Source organism: Streptomyces sp. ASQP_92, from assembly GCF_025399895.1.
Lineage (GTDB): Bacteria > Actinomycetota > Actinomycetes > Streptomycetales > Streptomycetaceae > Streptomyces.
The window spans coordinates 908,190-930,884 of sequence record NZ_JAODUA010000001.1 but is presented as its reverse complement, the minus strand read 5'-3'; the positions used below and the strand labels follow the sequence as shown (position 1 = coordinate 930,884).

The window sequence follows — 22,695 nt, the reverse complement described above, 5'->3', positions numbered from 1 at the left end:
CGACCGCAGGCGCGGGTCGCGGGGTGTCTCATCCCCCCGCGCGGGGGCGGCTCAGAAGTGGGTTCCGCCGTCGACGCGGACCTCGGTGCCGGTGATGAAACGGCCGTCGTCGCTCGCCAGCATCGCGACCACCGACGCCACCGTCTCCGGGCCGGCGAAGCCCTGACCGATGGCCGGGGCGAGCTTCATGAAGAGCGACATGTCGGCGTCGGCGGGCAGGCCGGGGCCCACGCTCGCCCGGGAGGCACCGGTGCCGTCGGTCATGCCGGAGGAGATCGAGCCGGGCTGCACCGCGGTGAAGCGGATGCCCTGCTTGGCGTACTCGGCGGCGAGCGCGTGCGTCATCGACTGGATGCCGCCCTTGCTGGCCGCGTACGCCGCCATGTAGGGGTGGGCGAACACGGCCGAGGTCGAGCTGAAGTTGACGACGGCCGCGCCGTCGCCCCGGAGCAGCGCCGGGATCGCCTCGCGGATCATCAGGAAGGTGCCGGTCAGATTGACCGCGACGACCTGGTTGAACTCGGCCAGGCTCGTCTCGTGGGTGTGCGAGGAGCGCAGGATGCCGGCCGCGTTGACCAGCACGTCCAGGCCGCCCAGCGCGGAGACCGCGACGGCCACGCCCTCGCGGACCGAGGCCTCGTCGGCTATGTCGATGACGAGGGTGGTCAGCCGCCCCAGGCCCGCTCCCGCCTTCTGGGCGGTGTCCTTCAGACCGGCCTCGCTGACGTCCGCCGCGACGACATGGCCGCCCTCGGCGAGCAGGCGCAGCACGGTGGCCTGCCCGATGCCCGAGCCACCGCCGGTGACCAGGGCACGGCGTCCTTCGTAGCGGTCGGTGACGGTGTTCGGGCTCATCGCGGTCCAGCTTTCTGGGAGTGGGGCCGGGCGGACGACCCGGACGACACCACCGTACGCCCGGGTGGCACGTTTTGCCATGTCGTCAAAGCGTGCATACCCCCTGGGTGCGCGCGTACGCTGACGAGGTGACCGCCTCCGATCCGCAGCCCGCCTCCCCGTCCCGGCCCTCGCTGACCGAGCGCCGCAAGGCCGCGACCCAGCTCGACATCGCCCGCGCCGCGGCCGCACTCTTCGCCGAGCACGGGCCCGACGGCACCACCGCCGAGGCCATCGCCCGGCACGCCGGGGTCGCGCTGCGCACCTTCTACCGCTACTTCCGCTCCAAGCAGGACGCGGTCGGCCCGCTCCTGTCGGGCGGCGCCGAACGCTGGCGGGCGCTGCTGGCCGCGGCCGAGCCGGGTCCTCTCGCCAGGACTCTGGAGTCCGCCGTGCGGGAGGCCCTCGCGGCGCCGGACGCGCACGCCGTCGAGCAACTGCGGTGGACCCGGGGCCTGTTGCGCGCGGCCGAGCACGACGCGGCGCTGCGCGCGGTCTGGTACCGGGTCAACCAGGACTCCGAGGAGCGCCTGCTGCCCGTGCTCACCCGCCTCGCGGGACCGGGGGCGGACGCCCTGGAGGTACGCCTCGTGGCGGCCGCGGCCACCGACGCGATCCGGGTGGCTCTCGAGGCATGGGCCGCCACCGACGCCCCGGCCTCGGGCCCCGGCTCCCCCGCCGAGCTCGCGGTGCGCTGCCTGCGCGAACTGACGGGCGGGATGCGCCTGTTGGGGAGGTGACGGGCGGCTGTGCGGGTGGGAGCGGACCCCGCGAACCCCGCCCGGCTCCCGGGCCGGCCCGTCGAGGGCGTACCGCCGGATCAGGCTTCGCGCAGGGAGCGCCCCATCAGGACGTCGTCCACCTGGGCGCCCTCGATGAAGAACTCGCCCGGCAGCACGCCCTCGACGGCGAAGCCCTCCGCCTCGTACAGCTTGCGGGCCGGGGCGTTGTGGCCCAGGACGCGCAAGGTGATGCGGGTGGCGCCCTGCCGGCGGCAGGCGTCGTACGCCGCGTGCAGCAGGGCCCTGGCCACTCCCCGGCCGCGTGCCGCCTCGGCGACTTCGAGGCCCTGGATCTGCCGGACGTGACGGTTGCAGGCGAGCGGGGTGGGGGGCACCAGCCGGATGAACCCGGCGAGTTCGCCGTCCACCTCGGCCACGAGATGGTGCGCGGGGTCGTGCCGCGCGTCGAAGAAGGGCTCGTACGGCTCGGTCGGGCGCGGCTGTACGGAGTGCAGCGGGGACCAGACCGCCCGGGTGAGCGCGCCGAGCGCCGCATCGTCCGAGCGCCGGGCGGGGCGTATCGACACGGAGGGAGAAGTGCGGGGATCGGTGGACGACTCGGCCATGCGGTCACTGTGCCATGCGGCCGGGGAGCGCGAGGATGGTCTCCATGAAGATCGCGGTGACGGGTTCGACAGGACTGATCGGTGCGGAGCTGGTGCGCTCGCTGCGGGCGGACGGGCACGAGGTGCTGCGTCTCGTACGGCGCCGGCCGGAGGCGCCCGACGAGGTCGCCTGGGATCCGGCGCGCCAGTACGTGGACGCGGCGGGCCTGGCCGGCTGTGAGGCGGTGGTCCATCTGGCCGGGGCGGGGGTGGCCGACCACCGCTGGACGGCCGCGTACAAGAAGGAGATCAGGGACAGCCGGGTGCTCGGCACGGCCGCGCTCGCCGAGGCGCTCGCCTCCCTCGACACCCCGCCGAAGGTGCTGGTCAGCGGGTCGGCGATCGGCTACTACGGCGACACCGGCAGCCGTGCGGTGGACGAGTCGGCGCCGCCCGGCGAGGGCTTTCTGCCCTCGGTGTGCGTGGAGTGGGAGGAGGCGGCGGCCGCTGCCCAGGAGGCGGGCATCCGGACGGTGTTCGCGCGCACCGGCCTGGTGGTGGCCCGCCGGGGCGGCGCCTGGGCGAAGCTGATCCCGCTGTTCCGGGCGGGGCTCGGGGGACGGCTCGGCAGCGGGGGCCAGTACTGGTCGTTCATCGCGCTGCACGACGAGGTGGCGGCGCTGCGGTTCCTGGTGGACACGGAGTCCCTGTCCGGGCCGGTGAACCTGACGGCGCCGGAGCCGGTGACGAACCGGGAGGTGACGGCGGCGATGTCCCGGGTCCTGCGCCGCCCGGCCCTCCTGCCCGTTCCGGCGGCCGCGGTGCGGCTTGCGCTGGGCGAGGCGGCGGGGGATGTTCTGGCGGGCCAGCGTGTGCGGCCTGCGCGGCTGCTGTCGGCGGGGTTCAGGTTCGCGTTCCCCGACGTGACCTCGGCGATCACCGCGGCAGCCCACTAGGAGTGGCCCACCCCCAGCCCCCTGGGGCTCCGCCCCAGACCCCGAGCTCCTTCGCCCACCCACCCGCCCGTGCAGCGGGGTTGGTTGGTTCCGGCCCTCCTGAGGGCTCCGCCCCAGACCCCGTATCGCGCCTGAACGGCGCTCGTCCTCAATCGCCGGACGGGCTGGGTATGCCGGTGCTGGCCGGCACCGAGCAGTTAAGGGGCGCGAGGAACTGCGCGAGAAGCGACCACGGCGCGAGGTGGACATCGGGTTTTGGGGGCGCGAGGAACTGCGCGACCAGCCACCACCGGCCCGCAGGCTCAAGCGGGTTTCAGGCGCGGGGAACTGCGCGAAAAGCGACCACGGCGCGAGGTGAACATCGGGTTTCAGGGGCGCGGGGAACTGCGCGAGAAGCGACCACGGCGCGAGGTGGACATCGGGTTTGGGGGCGCGGGGAACTGCGCGAGAAGCGAGCACGGTCCGCGGAGAGAGACCGGCCGGGGTGGGGCGGAGCCCCGAGGGGGCGGCCCGGGGCGGGGCGGAGCCCCGGGGGGTTGGGGGCCGGCCGGGGCGGGGTGGAGCGGAGGCGGGCCGCGGCGAGGGGGGCCCCACCCCCGGAGGGGCTCCGTGCGCCCGCCGTGCCCCAACGCCCACCCCCACGCGCACCACCCCGAATCCCGGGAAGATACCTACTCTCTCCCCGAACTCCGGCATTCCGTGGGCCAGTTGGGGGCATGAGGCCTCCACCTACCGCGCCTACCTCGGGGAGGGGCACGTGCTCAGTACCGCACACCATGCGGACGTACTCATCGTGGGGGCCGGGCTCGCGGGCCTGTCAGCGGCTCATCGGCTGACCGGCGCGGGAGTCACGGTCAGCGTCCTGGAGGCCGCCCCCCGCGTGGGCGGCCGCATGTCGACCGCCTCGGTCGACGGCTTCCGGCTGGACCGGATAGGTCAGCTTCTGTCGACCTCGTACCCGGAACTGCGCCGCACCCCGGGCCTGGAGGACGTGCCGCTGCGGGCGTTCTCGCCGGGCGCCCTCGTGCACAGCGAGGGCCGGCACTACCGGGCGGGCGTGACGGGGAGCGCGCGGGGCGCACTGGCCGCAGCGCGCGCCCGTGCGAGCGCCCCTCGGGGCACGGCCACCCCGCTCGGCGGCGCCCTGGACCAGGCCCGGCTCGGCAAGGCGCTCGCCCGGCTCGCCGCGACCCCCGTCGAGCGGCTCGCCGCCCGCCCCGAACTCCCCATAGGTCAGGCCCTGTTGGGCCGGGGCCTGCCCACCCGCACCCTGGACGGCTTCCTGCGCCCCCTGCTCTCGGCCCTGCTGTGCGACCCGGACCTGACCACGTCGAGCCGCTGCGCCGACCTCGCGCTGCGCGGCTTCGCCCGGGGCCGGCTGTGCGTCCCGGCGGGCGGCGCGGCCACTGTGCCCGAGCTGCTCGCCCGGGCCCTGCCGCCCGGCACGGTGCGTACCGATGTGAAGGTGACCTCCGTCGCCACGACCGAGGTCACCACCACCGACCACGGCGTCCTGGGCTGCCGCTCGGTGCTCCTGGCCACCGACGCCCCCGCCGCCGCCGAGCTGCTGCCCGGCCTGCGGGTCCCGGACTTCCACCCGCTGACCGTGCTGCACCACACCATGGCGAGGTCCCCGCTGGCCGACCCGGCGCTGCTCCTGGACGCCGACCGCAGCGGGCCGGTGGCGTACACCTCGGTGATGAGCGAGGTCGACCCGAGCCGCGCACCGCACGGCCGGGCTCTGGTCACCTCGACCGTGCTCGGCTCCCCGCCCGCCGATCTGGAGGACGCCGTACGCCGTCAACTGGCGCGCCTGTACGCGACGTCCACGCGGGACTGGGAGCTGCTGGCCGTGCACCACACCCCGCAGGCGGTGCCGTCGATGCCCGCCCCGCACGATCTGCGCCGGCCGGTCCGGCTCCTGGACGGCCTGTACGTCTGCGGCGACCACCGCGACACCAGCACCGTCCAGGGCGCCCTGTACTCGGGCCGGCGAGCCGCCCGGGCGATCCTCGCCGACCTGGGCGTCCCGTCCTGGCAGGCGACGCCGGAGGTGATCCACAAGGTGGCCTGACCGCCGGCGCCCCCACACCTCAGCCCAGCGCGGCCACCCGGTCCCGATAGGTGCGCACCGCCGCCGCGTCCCGGTACGGCTCGAGGCGGCGCTCGAAGTCGCGCACGTACTCGACCGCGCGCGCCGACCGCATCTCGCTGGCCTGCTGCGCCGCCTCCGCGCCCAGCGCACAGGCCTGGTCGAGTTCGCCGAGGCCGAGCCGGGCGGTGGCGAGCACGACCCGGCAGAACAACCGGGAGCGGGCATAGCCCGGCGCGCGCAGTTGCAGCGAGCGCTCCGCGTGCTGGGCGGCGGTGCGGTACTGCTGGAGGTCGCGGTGGCAGTGGCCGAACTCGTCGGCGAGCTGCGCCTCGTCGAAGTACCGCCCCCAGTGGGGCACGTCGTCGCCGGGCCGCGCGCTCTCCAGGGCCCGTTCGGCCCGGGCCAGCGACGCCGTGCAGGCGCGGACCTCGCCGAGCACCGCGTGCCCGCGCGCCTCCACCGCGTTGAGCAGGGACTGCACCACGGGCGGCGCCGCCGACCCGACGCCCTGCTGGGCGACCCGGGCGAGCTGCACCGCCTCCCGGCCGTGCCCGAGATAGACGGCCTGCCGGCTCATCGTGACCAGCACATAGGAGCCGTACGCCCGGTCCCCCGCGGCCTGGGAGAGCCGCAGCGCCTGCACGAAGTAGCGCTGGGCGAGCCCGTGCGCCGCGATGTCGTACGAGGTCCAGCCGGCCAGTCTGGTCAGGTCGGCGGCGGCCGCGAAGAGCCGGCGCCCCACGTTCTCGCCGTAGGTGCCCCGCAGCATGGGCTCGGCCTCGTGCTCCAGATAGCGCACCAGTGCTTGGCGCGCGTGGCCGCCGCCGTAGGCGTGGTCCAGCGTGCGGAACAGCTCGGCGACCGAGCGCAGCGCCGCGATGTCTCCGCTGGTCACCCGCTGTCCCGGGCCCCGGTCGGTGGTGCGCTGGCGCGGCACCGAGGGGCGGCCCTGGACCGGGATGCGGGCCGCCTGGGCCTGCGGGTTCGGCTCGCCGCGGCCCACCCGGTCGTCGGGCCGCCCGATCAGCCAGTCCCGGCTGGGGACCACCAGGCCCGCGGGGGTGAAGGCAATCTTGCGGAGCTCGGCGTGGCTGCCCGAGTCCTTGCGCCACAGACCGCTGACGATGTCGACGGCCTCCTCCGGGGTCGCCGCGAACTCCAGGCCCGCGTACACCGGCGCACACGCGTCGAGCCCCAGGTCCTGGGCGGAGAGCCGGCGGCCGAGCCGCCGGGTGAACACCTCGGCGATCAAAGCGGGTGTGGTGCCGCGCGGTTGCTGGCCGCGCAGCCACCGCGTCACCGAGGTCTTGTCGTAGCGCAGGTCCAGGCCGTGCTCAAGACCGAGCTGGTCAACGCGGCGGGCGAGCCCGGCATTGGAGAACCCGGCTTCTGCGATGAGTGCGGCGAGCTGGCGGTTGGGGGTGCGCTGTGAGGGTCGTTCCGTCATCAGCTCTGCGTTCTCCTGCCTTCCGGGCCAAGCGTGCAGCCCTCATGGAACGGCGAGAATTTAGCGGTCAATACGGCCGGTGCCGCCACCTTCGCCCCGCATTCATCCGATCGTGTGGTGACGTGCCGTTTCTGCCGGGGTCAGGGGGCGTACGGGGGTTGTCGAACACGGTCGTACAGTGAGGAGCGCGCACAGGACGCATCCAAGACGCATCCAAGACGTTCGACGGGAGAGCTGGCGTGAACGAGCTGCGATTTGTCCGGCTGGGATTCGGCGAGGACGCGGTCGAGTACCAGGAGGCCTGGGACGAGCAGCGCCGGGTGCACGCGGCCCGGTTCGCCGACGAGATCCCGGACACCTGTCTGCTCCTGGAGCACCCGCCGGTCTACACGGCGGGGCGGCGCACCGAGGACAGCGAGCGCCCCCTGGACGGCACCCCGGTCGTCGACGTCGACCGCGGCGGCAAGATCACCTGGCACGGCCCGGGCCAGCTCGTCGGCTACCCGATCCAGAAGCTGCCCCGCCCGGTGGACGTCGTGGCGCACGTACGCCGCCTCGAAGAGGCCCTGATCCGTACCGCCGCCGACTTCGGCCTCGCCACCACCCGCATCGAGGGCCGCAGCGGGGTCTGGGTCCTGGGCGACCCGGTCGAGCAGCGCCCGAAGCTCGGCGGCCTCTCCCTCGACTTCGACCCGCGTCTGCACGACGACGAGTTCGACGCCCGCCTCAACGGACCCGAGTACGCGCCCTCCAACGCCGGCCAGCGCCGCGAGGACCGCAAGCTGGCGGCGATCGGCATCCGGGTCGCCAAGGGCGTCACGATGCACGGCTTCTCGTTCAACGTGAACCCGGACAACACCTGGTTCGACCGGATCGTGCCGTGCGGGATCCGGGACGCGGGTGTGACGTCGCTCTCCTACGAGCTGGGCCGCGAGGTCACCATCGCCGAGGTGCTGCCCGTGGTGGAGCGTCATCTCAAGGACATCCTGGAGCACGCGGAACTGGCCCCCCGGGTCGTCGAAGCCGCCGCGAGCTGAGCGCCTCCGCCGGGGAATGCCGCCGCACCCCGGCGGGTTGCCCCTGGCGGGAGCGTCACCCCCCAAGCAAATAACGGGCGTACCCTAGGGTTCGCCGAAGAATCGAAGTCACAGGGAGCCGGACGTGTCCGCAGTCGCACCCGACGGACGCAAGATGCTGCGCCTGGAGGTCCGGAACAGCCAGACCCCCATCGAGCGCAAGCCCGAGTGGATCAAGACCCGGGCGAAGATGGGCCCCGAGTACAACCAGCTCCAGAAGCTGGTGAAGAGCGAGGGACTGCACACGGTCTGCCAGGAGGCGGGCTGTCCCAACATCTTCGAGTGCTGGGAGGACCGCGAGGCGACCTTCCTCATCGGCGGCGACCAGTGCACCCGGCGCTGCGACTTCTGCCAGATCGACACGGGCAAGCCCGAGGCGCTCGACCGTGACGAGCCGCGCCGCGTCGGCGAGTCCGTCGTCACGATGGACCTGAACTACGCGACCATCACCGGCGTCGCCCGCGACGACCTCGCGGACGGCGGCGCCCGGCTGTACGCGGAGACGGTGCGCCAGATCCACGCGCAGACCGCGGACCGCGCCGAGGGCCGCACCAAGGTCGAGCTCCTGGCGCCCGACTTCAACGCGGTCCCCGAGCAGCTCCAGGAGGTCTTCTCCTCCCGCCCCGAGGTCTTCGCGCACAACGTCGAGACCGTGCCGCGGATCTTCAAGCGGATCCGCCCCGGCTTCCGTTACGAGCGCTCCCTCGACGTGATCACCCAGGCCCGCGACTACGGCCTGATCACCAAGTCGAACCTGATCCTCGGCATGGGCGAGACCCGCGAGGAAGTCAGCGAGGCGCTCCAGCACCTGCACGAGGCGGGTTGCGAACTCATCACGATCACCCAGTACCTGCGCCCCTCCGTGCGCCACCACCCCGTCGAGCGCTGGGTGAAGCCGCAGGAGTTCGTGGAGCTGAAGGAGGAGGCCGACGAGATCGGCTTCTCCGGTGTGATGTCGGGCCCGCTGGTCCGCTCCTCCTACCGCGCCGGCCGGCTGTACCAGCAGGCGATGGAGGCACGGAGCGCCGCCACCACGGCCTGATTCCGGAGACGGATCGGCGGGCGCGCTCCCCACTCGGCTCCGGCGCGGGGTACGTGAACCCGCTCGACTCCGGCGCCGGGTACTGAACCCGCTCGACTCCGGCGCGGGGCGCGTGAACCCGCTCACAAGCGACTACCCATCGGTAATGGCCTCATCGACGCGGCCCGTGCCTTCCCCGCAGGTCGGGGCGGGCGTACGGGTCGCGTCAGTGTTTTCCCGGACCGCGTCAAGGTTTCATTGGCGTTTGACCGCTCCGACACGCCCTGGTAACACCAATCAGTGACGATGGCTCTACGCACCGCACACCCCCACACCCACCGCCCGCTTCCCACTTCCCGTCCCGAGGGGGGACCTCGACGATGCAGGCCGTTACCGCTCCGCAGACCGTGCGCGCCACCACGCTCGACTCCGTCACCGGCGCGCTGCGCGTCATGGAGTCGCTGATCATGGGCTCCGGGCAGCGCACCGCCCGCCGCAACGCCTGGACCGCGGTCCTGGAGGACCGGCGCCGGGCCAAGGACCGCGTCGAGGCCCAGCACGTACTGGAAGCCGTGGCCACCCGGCGCTCCTAGGCCACGTAAACTTCCTGCTATGGCGAGGAAGGCAACCGCAGAGAGCGCTGCGAACGATGCGAATGCGGGGCGACTGAAGCAGATCGCCCTGACCTACAAGATGACCCGCAAGGCCGATTCCAAGATCGGGCTTGTCATCGCCGGCGTGGGAATCGTCGTCCTCGGCGTCTTCCTCGGGATCGGGTTCCTGCTCGGGCACCCGGTCTATCTCGGCATCCTGGGCCTCCTGGTGGCCGTGCTCGCGATGGCGATCGTCTTCGGACGGCGTGCCGAGCGGGCGGCCTTCGGGCAGATGGAGGGCCAGCCGGGCGCGGCGGCCGCCGTGCTCCAGAACATCGGGCGCGGCTGGACCACCACCCCGGCCGTGGCGATGAACCGCAGCCAGGACGTCGTCCACCGGGCCGTCGGCCGGGCCGGCGTCGTGCTGGTGGCCGAGGGCAACCCGAACCGGGTGAAGGCCCTGCTGGCCGCCGAGAAGAAGAAGATGGCCCGCATCGTGGTGGACGTCCCCGTCCATGACGTGATCGTCGGCGACGGCGAGGGCCAGGTGCCCCTGAAGAAGGTGCGCACCACCCTCCTGAAGTTCCCCCGCGTGCTCTCGGGCCCGCAGGTGACCGCGGCCAACGACCGGCTGCGCGCCATGGGCGACCTGATGAGCAACATGCCGCTGCCGAAGGGTCCGATGCCCAAGGGCACGCGGATGCCGCGCGGCGGAAAGATGCGCTGACCCTCACCTCGTTCGCATACGAATCGTCCGCACACGAAGCATGAAGGCGGCCCGGACCGACACGGTCCGGGCCGCCTTCTGACGTCGTACGCCGCTGAACGGGGATGCGAGGGGACGCGGGGCTGGGCGTGGGGTCAGATCCTGACCTGGACCGCCCGGGCGAGGCGGTCGTGCAGGCCGCGGCCGTCGCGGTCCCAGATGAGCGCGGGGATCGCCAGGCACAGCAGTACGGTGCGCAGCGTGACGCGGACGATGCCGAGCCGGCCGCCCTCCTCGGCCACCACCCGCAGGCCGAGCAGCCGCTTGCCCGGGGTGAACCCGACGGTCCCGACCGTCAGCACGCCAAGCACCAGGAACATGAGCAGCGCCCAGTTGTTGGCGGCCTGCATGTTGCCGTGGGCGAGCAGCCCGTACGCGATCAGGGCGCACAGGCCCCAGTCGATGAAGATGGCGCCGAAGCGGCGGCCGAGGGGGGCCACGGAGCCGGGCCCGTCCTTGGGCAGACCGAGCCGCTGGCCCCGGTAGCCGAAGTCGACGCCCATCTCCTCGGCGGCCGCGCGGGGCCCCGAGAGCCACGATCCCATTGCTTGCCTGTTGTCCACGGATCCACGGTACTGCGCCCGTTTTCGATCACTTCGGGCCGGGTCGGCCTTGGCACCTTCGCCACCAGGCCGGTTAACTTGGGCGAAACAAACGGGTCACGCTTGGGAAATCCCGCCTGCCTATGGTCGGGTCCAGCGTGTGCCACCGCACTGGCCGCACGACCGAGCTGCAACCCCGCCCCTCCCCGGGTGGGAGTAGGAGGAGTTGGATGTTCCAGAACGCCGACGACGCGAAGAAGTTCATCGCGGACAACGACGTGAAGTTCGTCGACGTCCGGTTCTGCGACCTGCCGGGCGTGATGCAGCACTTCACGATCCCTGCGAAGGCGTTCGACCCAGCCGAGGAGCTCGCCTTCGACGGCTCGTCGATCCGCGGTTTCCAGGCCATCCACGAGTCCGACATGGCTCTCCGCGCGGACCTGTCGACGGCACGCCTCGACCCGTTCCGCAAGGACAAGACGGTCAACATCAACTTCTTCATCCACGACCCGATCACGGGCGAGCAGTACAGCCGCGACCCGCGCAACATCGCCAAGAAGGCCGAGGCCTACCTCGCCTCCACCGGCATCGCGGACACCGCGTACTTCGGCCCCGAGGCCGAGTTCTACGTCTTCGACAACGTCCGCTTCCAGACGTCGGCGAACGAGAGCTTCTACCACATCGACTCCGAGGCCGGCGCCTGGAACACCGGGTCGACGGAGAACAACCGCGGCTACAAGGTCCGTTACAAGGGCGGTTACTTCCCGGCCCCGCCGGTCGACCACTTCGCCGACCTGCGTGCCGAGATCTCCCTGGAGCTGGAGAACTCCGGCCTCCAGGTCGAGCGCCAGCACCACGAGGTCGGCACGGCCGGCCAGGCCGAGATCAACTACAAGTTCAACACGCTGCTCGCCGCGGCGGACGACCTGATGCTCTTCAAGTACATCGTGAAGAACGTCGCCTGGCGCAACGGCAAGACCGCGACCTTCATGCCGAAGCCGATCTTCGGTGACAACGGATCGGGCATGCACGTCCACCAGTCCCTGTGGTCCGGCGGCGACCCGCTGTTCTACGACGAGCAGGGCTACGCGGGCCTCTCGGACATGGCGCGCTACTACATCGGCGGCATCCTCAAGCACGCCCCGTCGCTGCTGGCCTTCACCAACCCGACGGTGAACTCCTACCACCGCCTGGTCCCCGGCTTCGAGGCCCCGGTCAACATGGTGTACTCGCAGCGCAACCGCTCCGCCGCGATGCGCATCCCGATCACGGGCTCCAACCCGAAGGCCAAGCGCGTCGAGTTCCGCGCCCCGGACCCGTCCTCCAACCCGTACCTCGCCTTCTCGGCGCTGCTGCTCGCGGGCCTCGACGGCATCAAGAACAAGATCGAGCCGGCCGAGCCGATCGACAAGGACCTCTACGAGCTGGCCCCCGAGGAGCACGCCAACGTCCAGCAGGTCCCGACCTCGCTCCCGGCCGTCCTGGACGCCCTGGAGGCGGACAACGAGTACCTCCAGGCCGGCGGTGTCTTCACCTCCGACCTGATCGAGACCTGGATCGACTACAAGCGCACCCACGAGATCGCCCCGATCCAGCTCCGCCCGCACCCGCACGAGTTCGAGCTGTACTTCGACCTGTAGGACTTACAGCTCGAACTTCGCAAGCGAGACGTGACCGGAATGGCGTTGGCTGCACCTGCCTGGGTGCAGCCAACGCCCATTGGCCGTCAGGTTGGGTAGCGAGCAGCCGCTCTGGACGAAGCTACGCCGGTGGCGGCTCGGCAATGCGCCAGACGATGTGGAAGCGCTGCTCAGGTGGAAGCCCGAACCTGCCAACCGGGCCGATGGTCTTGATGAGGTAGCCAAAGACTTGGTGCTGGGCCTCCTCGGAGAGTTCGTGCCAGGTCTCGGGGGACGCCACCATCACCTCCCGCATCAAAGACGCGTCCGATTCGGCACGCAGCATCTCGATGCGATCCTCACGGTCCATTGTCTCGTCTGCGTGCATGGCAACGATCGACCGTTGCAGGAGATTTGGTTCCGTGGCCAGGCGCTGGAGCAGCCGGTCGCATCCATAGCGGAAGGCCGTGTGTGCCTCGACCGCTTCCTGGTCAGGGAACTCGTAGCCGAAAGGGCTTCCCTCCTCAGCCCCCAGGTAGTCACCCTTCAGGTTTCGCAGGATGGCACGTAGGGCGAACTCGGCTCCGTACTCCTCTATGAGGCCGGTGCCGAGCTGTACCCACTCGTCCTCCGAGACCAACGGCTCGTGCGGCACCGCGAGCGACGGGGCGATCTCGATGGCATTGAATGGGTTGATCATCACCCCCACGACTGCCTCAGCGGTCCAGTGTCCGTCGTCCGTGCCCCATCCCTGCGACAGTGCCAGTTCCCGGGCAGACTTCATGCCACCCGGTTCTCCCTCCCGCACCGCGCGCCACAGGGGCAAGAATCGTGCCACCTCGGCCGTGGGATCCCGGGGTGGATCGACACAAGCTGTGGCAAGCACCGCCACGATCGATTGCACGGTTTCCCAGCGCGGAACGTTCAGGCCCTTGAGGGCCGTACGTACGCCCTCATGACTGACAACCGCTGGATGGTCCCCCTCAGCGATAAGGGCACTTACCTTCCGCATACCGGGGTGACCGGCTGCTCTGTGCAGTTCTTCCAGAGCACGCACCAGTTCCTGGTGGGCTCCGTTCGGAGAAGGAACGCTTCGGGTGGCCACGAACCGACAGATCCTTTCAGGGGTGCAGACGGCCGTCCGGAGGGCCGCCAGATAGTGCCAAGAGCGTAGAAGTCGCAGGCGAAGTGCCACATGTCAGATTGCGCCAACTTCCCGGGGGCGCACGCCAAACGACGACAAGCGCCCGCGGGCGGCCCGGAGCATGGATGCAGCGTCGCGAGCGAATCGGCGCCATCCCGGAAGGACTGCCCCGTGCACATCCCTGACTACGCCCGTGCCATGATCAGATCCGCGCTGCCAACTCTCCCCACCGCACGACAAGTGGAGGCTTTGAATTGCTGCCTCTGCGACAGCCCCTTCGAGGATCGGCTGCCCGTACCACTCGGGCCAACCCGCGAGTCGGGGCTCTTCGGCTGCTACCCCTGTCTGACCCGGTTGGTATCCCGTGCCCGCCGGGCTCGTGACGCCACGCTGACCCAGAACGCCGAGCAAGCCGCAGCTGAGTCCGCAGCCTGGGTTTCGCTGCGTGGTCAGCATCTTGCCCGTCTCGATGGTGTCCGGCAGGCAGCAGACGCCGTGGCGGAACTGGCCGAGAGACAGGACATCGAACCGCTACGGATCGCTTGGGTGCTGATCTCCCTCGAATCGGCGTACACGTGGCTCCCGGACGCGCCGGAGCCACCGGCCTCTGCAGATCGTGAAGAGTCAGGGCTCAGAGACGAGATGTTCAAGCTGAACCTGGCGATGATCGCAGCGCGGGAGGCGGTGGCGGAGCGGCTCGCCTACCACCTGATCAACGCGGCGCAGCCCGAAGAGCCGGAGATGTGCGAAGGGTTGGAGTGCCAGGAAAACCGCTCGGGGCGCCACGATTCATCACACATAGACTGTGGCCCGAATGACATCTTCGAGCAGTTGGCGAAGCACGGACTCTCCGTGGATCTGCCTGAGCCAGCGCCTCTGCCACCTCGCGTCCTCGCTCGCTTCGGGACGCCCGATGCCGAAGACACGGGTCTGCCGCTCCCCGGCATCGAGGAGCAAGCCCCCAAGGTTCTGGCGCACTTCGGCATCGATGCGAGCGATACGGATGTCCTGGTCAGCGCGGCCGCGGTGGGTCTGGTCTTCGATGCCTGGCGCGAGGGGCCAATGGAAGACATTCACGCGGCCGACGACGGGCCGAGTGACGGGGAAATCTATGCCCAGAGCGTCGATCTCTACCGCAGGGCGCGCACAGCGTTGATCGCCGCCCGAGACGAGGGTCCCGAGGCTCTGCTCGCATTCGCCGCAATAGCCTCGGACGTGAACCTTCCTTGGGCCGGTGGTTCTCGCTTCGCTCTGCGGACAGTTGCCGAATCAGTGGAGGAGTTCGTCCAACATGTTGATGACAGGGTTTGGTTCACCACGGAGTTGATACGGGCACAGGGCTGGCACGCGGCGCTGCTTCATAGAGCGTGTTCGGCGGCGTTCAAGGCAACCCATCACTTCGGAATGCCCGGCTGGCCCGATGCTGTCGCCGCGACCTTGGAAAGCGTCGCCGCTCCGGATCGGGCCGACATACCCGAGGCGTTGACAGACTTCGCGGCAGTGGAAACCTCACTACTCGAAGCCCCCGACCAACTGGGAGCTGAGATGCTCGACTGGATTTCCCATGCCAACAGGACCAGTTAGCGGACACGTCCCGGGCCCGTCACTGCCAGGGCGGAACTGGTCGGGCCCTCACACTCAGACATAGCTGCGTTGCATCCGGCTCGCGGGGAGTCTCGTGGGCGGCATTTCTCCTGCGGGCCCCGGCACCCGAGGAGCCGCACACGCCTGTGACTCCACCCTCCGCATCCCTACGTCAGGGATTCACACCTATACGACTCAAGCGCCAGTCGGGGTGGCGTGAGGTATCGATATGCTCGAAAACGGTGACAGATCAATCTGCTTCGCTGAACCGATCAGGAGTCAAGCCAAGCAGGGCGCCCTCAGCCCGCTCCCCTGGGATGACTACTTCCTGGACCAGGCATCTCCTTCACCAATGCACGTCACTACCCCGGATTCCGCCGTCCGCGCCCTCGATCTCCACCATCCACTCAAGGCCAGTCCCCCGGTCCTGCGACTTTCCCTACATTGCAGCGCAGACCAGCAGAGCCTGGGAGCCAGGCCATGAGCTGGGACGAGGTGACTGTCTTCATTCTGGCCGCGTTCGGCTGCGTCACGCTGCTGATGGCACAAATAAGCGACCTGCTTTCGCGAGTACCACAGATCATTCGGGCATGGCGACAGGTCAGAAACGAATTGAGTGGTGACGCCGGTCCCGGGACTCGACCCAACTCGCCTCGTGGTACCTCCGCGGACCCCCTCGCGAGCGACACGAACAACGGGGGCCATGCGCTCGGAGAGAATGGAAGGGGGCGAAACGAACCCTGATTCGGTCAACGAGACGCTGGAAAAGGCTGTTTGAGAGAGCGAACCGGCAGCGGGCAGCCTTCGCTCAACGGCGCAACTGGGCATCCCAATGCCACAGCCGGGAACACCCGGGGGGAGTCGGCGCCCGAACGGAGGGCGCCGTCCGCACCGGCGGGGGTACTGGAGCTCGAGAATCGTCTGCCCGCCGGCCTGCTGGACGGGATAGCGGGTGGAAAACTCCGACTCGATCCCAAACGAGTGACGAAGCCCGCACCGTCGTGCCCGGAATCAGCCTCGGCCGCGCGCTCTGCGGCGTGCAGCGCCCCCCTCACTCCCCCGGCGAAACGAACTCCGGCTGGTCCAGGAAGCGGAGCCAGGAGCCGTCGGGCTGGCGGCGGACCACTTGGGCGCGGGCGCCGGTGCCGTCCTTCGGGGGGGTCGCGGTGAGGGCGATGTCGCCGTTGATCAGGGTCGGCAGGGGCTGCTCCTGGTCGAAGTGGGGGCGGTGGGCGAGCACCTTCTCCCACAGTTCGCGGATCGCCTCGCGGCCCACCGTCCGGCTGCCCGGCGGGTAGGCCAGCACCGCGTCCTCCTCGTAGAGCGCGGCCACCCCGGCCGCGTCGCCGGCGTTGGACCGCTCGACGAACAGACGCGTGATGTCCTCGGGCCGCATGGCCTTCTCGTACTCCGACATGGGGTCCTCCTGGTCTCGGCGACGGCGGCGGTCGTCCGCGCTTCCGTGGAGTCCAGTCTCGTCAGGGGCTCAGTAGAAGTCCAACAGATGGATCTACTGGGAACTAGAATCCAGAGTCATGGATCTGAGACAGCTCGAATACTTCGTCGCGGTCGCCGAGGAGCGGAACTTCACCCGGGCCGCCGAGCGGGTGCACATCAGCCAGTCGGGCGTCAGTGCCCAAATCCGGCAGCTGGAGCGGGAGTTGGGGGCCGAACTCTTCGACCGGTCGGCCCGCGCCGCCACTCTCACCACCGCGGGGAAGGCCGCTCTCGATCACGCCCGGGCCGCGCTCGCCGCCGCCGGGGCGGTCAGCCAGGCGGTGGGTGAGGTGACCGAGCTGATCCGGGGGCGGCTGAGCGTCGGGATGGTCATCGGCTGCACCATCACGCCGCTGTTCGACGCCCTCGCCGCGTTCCACCGGGCCCACCCCGGCGTGGAGATCTCACTCCTGGAGGACAACTCCGACCGGCTCGTGGAGGGGGTTCGCGCCGGCACCCTGGATCTCGCGCTCATCGGGACGCCGAACGCCACCCACCCGGGGCTGGACGCGCTGACGATCGTCAAGGAGCGGCTGGTCGCGGCGGTCCCGGCCGGCCACGCCCTCGCCGAGCGGCGCCGGGTCACCCTGCGCGACCTGAGCGCGTACCCGGTCGTGTGCATGCCTCCGGGGACGGGGCTGCGTACCGTCTTCGACCAGGTCTGCGCCGCGCAGGCCCTCCACCCCGTGATCGCGCTGCAAGCCGGCGCCGCGGACGCGATCGCCGACCTCGCCTCCCGCGGGCTCGGTGTCGCCGTCCTCAGCGAGTCGATGGCCGCCCACTACCGCGACCGCCTCACCGCCCGGCTCATCGACGACGCCGAGACGCCCGCCTTCCTCTCCCTCGTCTGGAAGCCCGCCCACAGCCCCGCGGTGCGCGCGTTCCTCGCGCACGGCCGGAAGGCGTTCGGCATGTCCGGCGCCGGCTAGCCGGACCGGGTCGGGCCGGGTCCGGCGCGCGGGGCCGGCCGAGCGGGCGCGGGCCCCCGTCTCAGGCGCCGCCCGCCGCCCACTTCTGCTCGACCTTGCCGAACCGCCAGTACGCCAGTGCCGCACCCCACACCACCACGAACAGGCCGACGATGACGAAGCCGACGTTGTCCAGGTCCAGGGCCGCCACCCAGCCGCTGACGGGGTCGGTGAGGTCGAGCTTCTTGTGCAGGACGCCGACGAGTTCGATGGTGCCGATGAAGAAGGCCACCGCGATGGAGAGGCCCGTGATGGTGAGGTTGTAGTAGACCTTGCGCACCGGGTTGGAGAACGCCCACTGGTAGGCGAAGTTCATGAACGTGCCGTCGAGGGTGTCGAACAGGCTCATCCCGGCGGCGAACAGCAGGGGCAGGCACAGGATCGCGTACCAGGGCAGCCCGGCCGCCGCGCCCGTGCCGGCCATCACCATCAGGGTGACCTCGGTCGCGGTGTCGAAGCCGAGGCCGAAGAGGAAGCCCAGCGGGAACATCTGGCCGGGCCGGGATATGGACTTGGTGAAGCGGCCCAGGATGCGGTTCATGAACCCCCGCGAGTCCAGGTGGGCTTCGAGTTCCCGCTCGTCGTACGCGCCCGACCGCATCGCGCGGAACACCTTCAGGATGCCGAAGAGCGCCACCAGGTTGAGGGCGGCGATCAGATACAGGAAGGAACCGGAGACGGTCGTTCCGACGACGCCGAGCACCTGGTGGGTGCTGGAGTCCTCGTTCAGGAGGATGCCGGCGAGCTGCGCGCCGCCGGCCACCAGGGCGGCCAGGACGACCACGACGCTGGAGTGGCCGAGCGCGAACCAGAAGCCGACGGAGACCGGCCGCTTGCCGTCCGCCATCAGCTTGCGGGTGGTGTTGTCGATGGCCGCGATGTGGTCGGCGTCGAAGGCGTGCCGCATGCCGAGCGTGTACGCGGTGATGCCGAGGCCCACGCCGTACGTCTTGGTGCCGACGGCGTAGTGCTCGGGGGCCACGAGCAGGAACAGGACGCCGAAGGCGACGACATGGAGGGCGGCTATCACCGCGAGGAGGACGGCGGTGCGCACGGTGTCCTCGCGCCGCCAGCGGAAGGAGGGCGCCACGGGGACGCCCGCATCGGGGGACGTGCGGACGGGCAGGGTCATACGGGTCACGCTCCAGCACCTCGTGGATCACTTCGTGAGATGCCGCGGCCGGTCTCCTGGCTGACGGGTGGGTGCCTTGGTCCCGGCCTTCCCGGGCAGGTGGATCCTGGCCAGTGGCGACGCGAGGGGACGGCGGCTCTCCGAAGCCGGAGAACCCGATCACAGTGGCGAGGGCCGCTCCGGTTTCGCACCGGTCTTCCCGAACACCACGGCCAGGTCACCCTAGACGCTGACCAGTTGCCCGCACAGCTGCACAGCTGTGCAGGTATCGAAGATCACACATGCCCGGGCGGCGCGCCCCTGGGAGGATGCGGGCATGCATCTCGTTCCCGCCGACCGCGCCGGCCACCGCATCATCGACGGCCACCGGGTCTGCGACGCCGTCGCGGCCATCGGTGACCCGGACCGGGTGCGGGCCTGGGCCGACCGGTTCTCGCTGCTCGCCGACGCCAACCGGCTCGCCCTGCTCCTCGCCCTGCACCGGGCGGGCCCGCTGGCCGTCTCCGACCTCGCCGTGGCGACGGGCATGCGCGACCCCGCCGTCTCGCAGGCGCTTCGGCTGCTGCGGGCGGCCGGAGCGGTCGCCGGCGAGAAGGAGGGGCGGGTGGTGCGCTATCGGGTGGTCGACGAGGCGACGGCGCGGCTCCTCGACGAGTGCGCGGCGAACGTGCCGGTGTGAGGCGGGAGTTGGGGCTGTTCCCGCCTCCAGCCGCGCCCGGCCCGAATCACCGCGGCCGCACCCGGCCCGGATCGAGTCCGCGATGTCGCCGCGCGGCACGATCCGGGCGGGCGGCCCCGTCGTGGATCAATTGGCCGTCGTACATCAACGGCCGTCGTGTTTCAGCGGCCGTCGCAGATCAACGGCCGTCATGTTTCAGCGGCCGTCGTGCATCAGCGGCCGTCGTGCGTCAGCGGCCGTCGTAGATCAGCGCGCGCACCATGCGGCAGGTGGCCTCCGAGGGAGGGTGCACCCCGATGAGCGCCGCCATGGTGCGTATCGCGCGGTCGGGCGCCTGCTCGGGGCGGTAGACGCCGGTGTCGAGCAGCGCGATGGCCAGGCGCATGGCCTTCAGGCGCCGGTTGTGGGACTCGTACCACACCCGCGGGCGACCCGCGGGCAGCGGCACCTTGTGCAGGGGCTGGAGGGACAGCTGTTTCGGGCGTTGCGAGGTGAGTACGGCAGCGGTCATGGGCATCCTCCTGGGCGGTCGGGGACCCTCACTTACTCCCTCGATTTTACTGCGGGGCACTGACAATCGGCCCTGGCCAGCGGGGCTTTGAGGGTCCTTCGCGGGTAACCTTGCGGCATGGAGATCTGGATCAACCCGGCCTGCTCGAAGTGCCGCAGCGCGGTGGACCTGCTGGACGCCGAGGGCGCCGACTACACGGTGCGCCGCTACCTCGAAGACGTGCCCTCGCCCGACGAGATCCGGGCCGTGCTCGGCCGGCTCGGCCTCGAACCGTGGGACATCACCCGCACCCAGGAGGCCGCCGCCAAGGAGCTCGGCCTCAAGGACTGGCCGCGCGACGCGGATTCCCGCGAGCGCTGGGTGACGGCCCTTGCCGAACACCCCAAGCTGATCCAGCGCCCCATCATCACGGCGGACGACGGCACGGCCGTGGTGGGCCGCACCGACGAGGCCGTACGCGACGCCCTGTCCCGCTGAGCCCGGTACGCGACGCCCTGTCCCGCTGAGCCCGGTACGCGCCGGGCTGTCCCGCCGGGCTCGTACACGGGCTTGTCCCGCTACGCCCCCGTACGCGACGCGCGGCCGAGTTGGGCCTCGGCGTCGGCCAGCAGCTCGGTGACCCGCGCCCCGAACCGTACGTCGCAGGGGTGCGGCACCCCGGTGCGGGCCGCGTCGAGGAGGGCGTCGATCGCGGCGGCGAACGCGCCCAGCGCGCCGTCCCATTCGGGCATTGCGGTGGCGCCCCGCGCCCCGAGCAGCGACACCTCGACGCCCGCGGCGGCCGGCGGCGCGGTGAAGCTGAGGTCGGCGGTGCTGGAGGCGCCCGAGGCGTGCCGCAGGACCAGGTGCGCGGTGTCGCCGGACCCGGCCGCGGCCGTCAGCCCCGTCACCTCGCCGAGCACCCCGGACAGCACGGCCAGGGCGTGCGGGCCGACATCCCACAGCGCGCCCTTCTCGCCGCGCCAGGGCGAGGCGGCGTAGGGGCTGTGCTCGGCGCCCGGCGCGAACAGGGCCGCGTACCACTGGGCCCGTCCGGTGAACCAGCCGTCCTCGGCGGCCTGTTGGGCCACCCACGCGGCGGTCTCCGGCGCGAACCGCAGCGTGAGGAACACGACGGAGGCGACCCGGGCCCGCTCGGCGGCGTCGGCCAGCGCACGGGCGCTCGCCACGTCCGTGGCGACCGGCTTGTCCAGGAGCAGATGGCAGCCCGCGGCCGCGGCGCGCACGGCCAGCGGGGCCTGGACGTCCGGCGGCAGCGCGAAGGCGACGGCGTCGCACTCCGCGAACAGGGCGTCCGCGTCCTCGTACACCGCCACCCCGTGCTCGCGCGCGATCACGGCCGCCGCCTCGGGCCGGCGCCCCCACACCCCCACGAAGTCGACGCCGGGGTGCGCGGCGAGCGCCGGGGCGTGGGTGGCGGCGGCCCAGGGGCCGGTGCCGAGGAGGCCGATGCGAGCGGGGGCGGCGGTGTCGTTCATGGCGTCCAGTCTGCCCCGGGCGACCGGCACCGCGCGAAGAGCGGCCGACTGTCGCGGTATACGAGCCGGACGCGGCGGTGTCGTGAGCGGTGGGCGGGCCGCCTTCTGGGACGAAGCGCCGAGGCCCCGGGCGCCGCTATCGGAGGAACCGCAGAGCGGGCGGGCTCCGGGCGGCCCTTCGCCCCGTCAGGTAACACCGGGTTCACAAACGGGCAACGGCCGGGAAATTTCGGGGTGTGAGGCTCCGGGCATACAGCAGCGCCGCAGCGTGGCAGCGCGCAGGCAACCCGCAGCTCCCGCAAAGGATGGCTTCCGTGACGTACAAGGCCGAGTACATCTGGATCGACGGCACCGAGCCGACCGCCAAGCTCCGTTCCAAGACGAAGATCATGGCCGGGTCGCCCGTCGCCGTCGCCGAGCTGCCGATCTGGGGCTTCGACGGCTCCAGCACCAACCAGGCCGAGGGCCACGCCTCGGACCGCGTCCTGAAGCCCGTCGCCTCCTACCCGGACCCGATCCGCGGCGGCGACGACATCCTGGTGCTGTGCGAGGTCCTGAACATCGACGGCAGCGCCCACGAGTCCAACACGCGCGCGCTGCTGCGTCCGTTCGCGGAGCGGTTCGCGGACCAGGAGCCGATCTTCGGCATCGAGCAGGAGTACACCTTCTTCGACGGCGCCCGCCCGCTCGGCTTCCCCGTGGGCGGTTTCCCCGCCGCGCAGGGCGGCTACTACTGCGGCGTCGGCGCGGACGAGATCTTCGGCCGCCAGATCGTCGAGAACCACCTCGACCACTGCCTCGCCGCGGGCCTCGGCATCTCCGGCATCAACGCCGAAGTGATGCCCGGCCAGTGGGAGTTCCAGGTCGGCCCGCTCTCCCCGCTGGAGGTCTCCGACCAGCTGTGGATCGCGCGCTGGCTCCTGTACCGCACCGCCGAGGACTTCAACGTCTCGGCCACCCTCGACCCGAAGCCGGTCAAGGGCGACTGGAACGGCGCGGGCGCGCACACCAACTTCTCCACCAGGGCGATGCGCGAGGGGTACGACGCGATCATCACCGCGTGCGAGGCGCTCGGCGAGGGCTCCAAGCCGATGGACCACGTCAAGAACTACGGCGCCGGCATCGACGACCGGCTGACGGGTCTGCACGAGACGGCCCCGTGGGACCAGTACAAGTACGGCGTCTCGGACCGCGGCGCCTCGGTCCGCATCCCATGGCAGGTCGAGGTGGACCGCAAGGGCTACATCGAGGACCGCCGCCCGAACGCCAACGTCGACCCGTATGTGGTGACCCGGCTCATCGTCGACACCTGCTGCACCGGCCTGGAGAAGGCCGGCCAGGTCTGAGCAGCTGCCCCAAGTGCCGC

General features: G+C 71.1%; 22 protein-coding genes and 1 riboswitch. Of the genes, 13 read left to right on the top strand and 9 right to left on the bottom strand.

What is annotated here, in order from left to right; all coding sequences use genetic code 11:
* Positions 1-51 precede the first annotated feature (51 nt).
* Entirely contained in the window at positions 52-855 is an 804-nt protein-coding gene (locus N4G70_RS04060) for an SDR family NAD(P)-dependent oxidoreductase (RefSeq protein WP_261710966.1), read from the bottom strand.
* A gap of 128 nt (positions 856-983) precedes the next feature.
* On the opposite strand from N4G70_RS04060, the gene N4G70_RS04055 reads away from it, so the two are divergent.
* Positions 984-1,634: a TetR/AcrR family transcriptional regulator gene (locus tag N4G70_RS04055; protein WP_261710965.1), complete on the top strand. Its 651-nt coding sequence runs from the start codon at positions 984-986 to the stop codon at positions 1,632-1,634.
* An 80-nt stretch (positions 1,635-1,714) separates the two neighbouring features.
* Here N4G70_RS04055 and N4G70_RS04050 read toward each other — a convergent pair whose 3' ends face one another.
* On the bottom strand, positions 1,715-2,242 hold the full coding sequence (locus N4G70_RS04050; protein WP_261710964.1) for a GNAT family N-acetyltransferase: 528 nt from the start codon (positions 2,240-2,242) through the stop codon (positions 1,715-1,717).
* Between the two features lie 35 nt (positions 2,243-2,277).
* On the opposite strand from N4G70_RS04050, the gene N4G70_RS04045 reads away from it, so the two are divergent.
* Together N4G70_RS04045 and N4G70_RS04040 are read left to right on the top strand one after the other, a co-directional pair.
* Complete coding sequence (locus tag N4G70_RS04045) at positions 2,278-3,177, top strand: TIGR01777 family oxidoreductase (protein ID WP_261710963.1); 900 nt, start codon at positions 2,278-2,280, stop codon at positions 3,175-3,177.
* A gap of 757 nt (positions 3,178-3,934) precedes the next feature.
* Positions 3,935-5,251, top strand: coding sequence for an NAD(P)/FAD-dependent oxidoreductase (locus N4G70_RS04040; RefSeq protein WP_261710962.1), 1,317 nt, complete (start codon positions 3,935-3,937; stop codon positions 5,249-5,251).
* A 19-nt stretch (positions 5,252-5,270) separates the two neighbouring features.
* On the opposite strand, the gene N4G70_RS04035 is transcribed toward N4G70_RS04040, so the two are convergent.
* A complete protein-coding gene (locus tag N4G70_RS04035) occupies positions 5,271-6,719 on the bottom strand; it encodes a regulator (protein ID WP_261710961.1) in 1,449 nt (482 codons plus the stop codon).
* Between the two features lie 239 nt (positions 6,720-6,958).
* Between N4G70_RS04035 and lipB the strand changes: the two genes are divergently transcribed.
* The 4 genes from lipB to N4G70_RS04015 all read left to right on the top strand — a co-directional run bounded on the left by lipB (position 6,959) and on the right by N4G70_RS04015 (position 10,136).
* Complete coding sequence (gene lipB / locus N4G70_RS04030; protein WP_261710960.1) at positions 6,959-7,756, top strand: lipoyl(octanoyl) transferase LipB; 798 nt, start codon at positions 6,959-6,961, stop codon at positions 7,754-7,756.
* Between the two features lie 124 nt (positions 7,757-7,880).
* A complete protein-coding gene (gene lipA / locus N4G70_RS04025; RefSeq protein ID WP_261710959.1) occupies positions 7,881-8,837 on the top strand; it encodes a lipoyl synthase in 957 nt (318 codons plus the stop codon).
* 359 nt (positions 8,838-9,196) lie between these two features.
* On the top strand, positions 9,197-9,409 hold the full coding sequence (locus tag N4G70_RS04020; RefSeq protein WP_261710958.1) for a hypothetical protein: 213 nt from the start codon (positions 9,197-9,199) through the stop codon (positions 9,407-9,409).
* A 19-nt stretch (positions 9,410-9,428) separates the two neighbouring features.
* Positions 9,429-10,136, top strand: coding sequence for a DUF4191 domain-containing protein (locus N4G70_RS04015; RefSeq protein WP_261710957.1), 708 nt, complete (start codon positions 9,429-9,431; stop codon positions 10,134-10,136).
* A 134-nt stretch (positions 10,137-10,270) separates the two neighbouring features.
* On the opposite strand, the gene N4G70_RS04010 is transcribed toward N4G70_RS04015, so the two are convergent.
* Positions 10,271-10,738 carry an RDD family protein gene (locus N4G70_RS04010; protein WP_261710956.1) on the bottom strand — a complete coding sequence of 156 codons (468 nt, stop codon included), beginning with the start codon at positions 10,736-10,738 and terminating at the stop codon, positions 10,271-10,273.
* A gap of 209 nt (positions 10,739-10,947) precedes the next feature.
* Here N4G70_RS04010 and glnA point away from each other — a divergent pair, with 209 nt between their 5' ends.
* Positions 10,948-12,357 (top strand): type I glutamate--ammonia ligase, encoded by a 1,410-nt coding sequence (glnA, locus tag N4G70_RS04005; protein ID WP_261710955.1) that lies wholly within the window; start codon positions 10,948-10,950, stop codon positions 12,355-12,357.
* A 121-nt stretch (positions 12,358-12,478) separates the two neighbouring features.
* On the opposite strand, the gene N4G70_RS04000 is transcribed toward glnA, so the two are convergent.
* The gene (locus N4G70_RS04000; RefSeq protein ID WP_261710954.1) at positions 12,479-13,441 is read right to left on the bottom strand and encodes a hypothetical protein; all 963 of its coding nucleotides are present in this window, start codon (positions 13,439-13,441) and stop codon (positions 12,479-12,481) included.
* A 210-nt stretch (positions 13,442-13,651) separates the two neighbouring features.
* Here N4G70_RS04000 and N4G70_RS03995 point away from each other — a divergent pair, with 210 nt between their 5' ends.
* On the top strand, positions 13,652-15,064 hold the full coding sequence (locus N4G70_RS03995; RefSeq protein ID WP_261710953.1) for a hypothetical protein: 1,413 nt from the start codon (positions 13,652-13,654) through the stop codon (positions 15,062-15,064).
* A gap of 1,051 nt (positions 15,065-16,115) precedes the next feature.
* Here N4G70_RS03995 and N4G70_RS03990 read toward each other — a convergent pair.
* Complete coding sequence (locus N4G70_RS03990; protein ID WP_261710952.1) at positions 16,116-16,481, bottom strand: nuclear transport factor 2 family protein; 366 nt, start codon at positions 16,479-16,481, stop codon at positions 16,116-16,118.
* Between the two features lie 118 nt (positions 16,482-16,599).
* On the opposite strand from N4G70_RS03990, the gene N4G70_RS03985 reads away from it, so the two are divergent.
* Positions 16,600-17,490: a LysR family transcriptional regulator gene (locus N4G70_RS03985; RefSeq protein WP_261710951.1), complete on the top strand. Its 891-nt coding sequence runs from the start codon at positions 16,600-16,602 to the stop codon at positions 17,488-17,490.
* A 61-nt stretch (positions 17,491-17,551) separates the two neighbouring features.
* Here the strand turns inward: N4G70_RS03985 and N4G70_RS03980 are convergent, their stop codons facing one another.
* Entirely contained in the window at positions 17,552-18,661 is a 1,110-nt protein-coding gene (locus N4G70_RS03980) for a HoxN/HupN/NixA family nickel/cobalt transporter (RefSeq protein ID WP_261711369.1), read from the bottom strand.
* Positions 18,662-18,689: 28 nt separating this feature from the next.
* A riboswitch (cobalamin riboswitch) is annotated at positions 18,690-18,901 on the bottom strand.
* 76 nt (positions 18,902-18,977) lie between these two features.
* On the opposite strand from N4G70_RS03980, the gene N4G70_RS03975 reads away from it, so the two are divergent.
* Positions 18,978-19,340, top strand: coding sequence for a metalloregulator ArsR/SmtB family transcription factor (locus tag N4G70_RS03975; RefSeq protein ID WP_261710950.1), 363 nt, complete (start codon positions 18,978-18,980; stop codon positions 19,338-19,340).
* 229 nt (positions 19,341-19,569) lie between these two features.
* On the opposite strand, the gene N4G70_RS03970 is transcribed toward N4G70_RS03975, so the two are convergent.
* A complete protein-coding gene (locus N4G70_RS03970; RefSeq protein ID WP_261710949.1) occupies positions 19,570-19,851 on the bottom strand; it encodes a hypothetical protein in 282 nt (93 codons plus the stop codon).
* A 117-nt stretch (positions 19,852-19,968) separates the two neighbouring features.
* Between N4G70_RS03970 and N4G70_RS03965 the strand changes: the two genes are divergently transcribed.
* A complete protein-coding gene (locus N4G70_RS03965) occupies positions 19,969-20,328 on the top strand; it encodes an arsenate reductase family protein (protein ID WP_261710948.1) in 360 nt (119 codons plus the stop codon).
* Between the two features lie 80 nt (positions 20,329-20,408).
* Here the strand turns inward: N4G70_RS03965 and N4G70_RS03960 are convergent, their stop codons facing one another.
* Positions 20,409-21,329 (bottom strand): Gfo/Idh/MocA family protein, encoded by a 921-nt coding sequence (locus N4G70_RS03960; protein ID WP_261710947.1) that lies wholly within the window; start codon positions 21,327-21,329, stop codon positions 20,409-20,411.
* 314 nt (positions 21,330-21,643) lie between these two features.
* Here N4G70_RS03960 and glnII point away from each other — a divergent pair, with 314 nt between their 5' ends.
* The gene (gene glnII / locus N4G70_RS03955) at positions 21,644-22,675 is read left to right on the top strand and encodes a glutamine synthetase (RefSeq protein ID WP_261710946.1); all 1,032 of its coding nucleotides are present in this window, start codon (positions 21,644-21,646) and stop codon (positions 22,673-22,675) included.
* Positions 22,676-22,695: the final 20 nt, after the last annotated feature.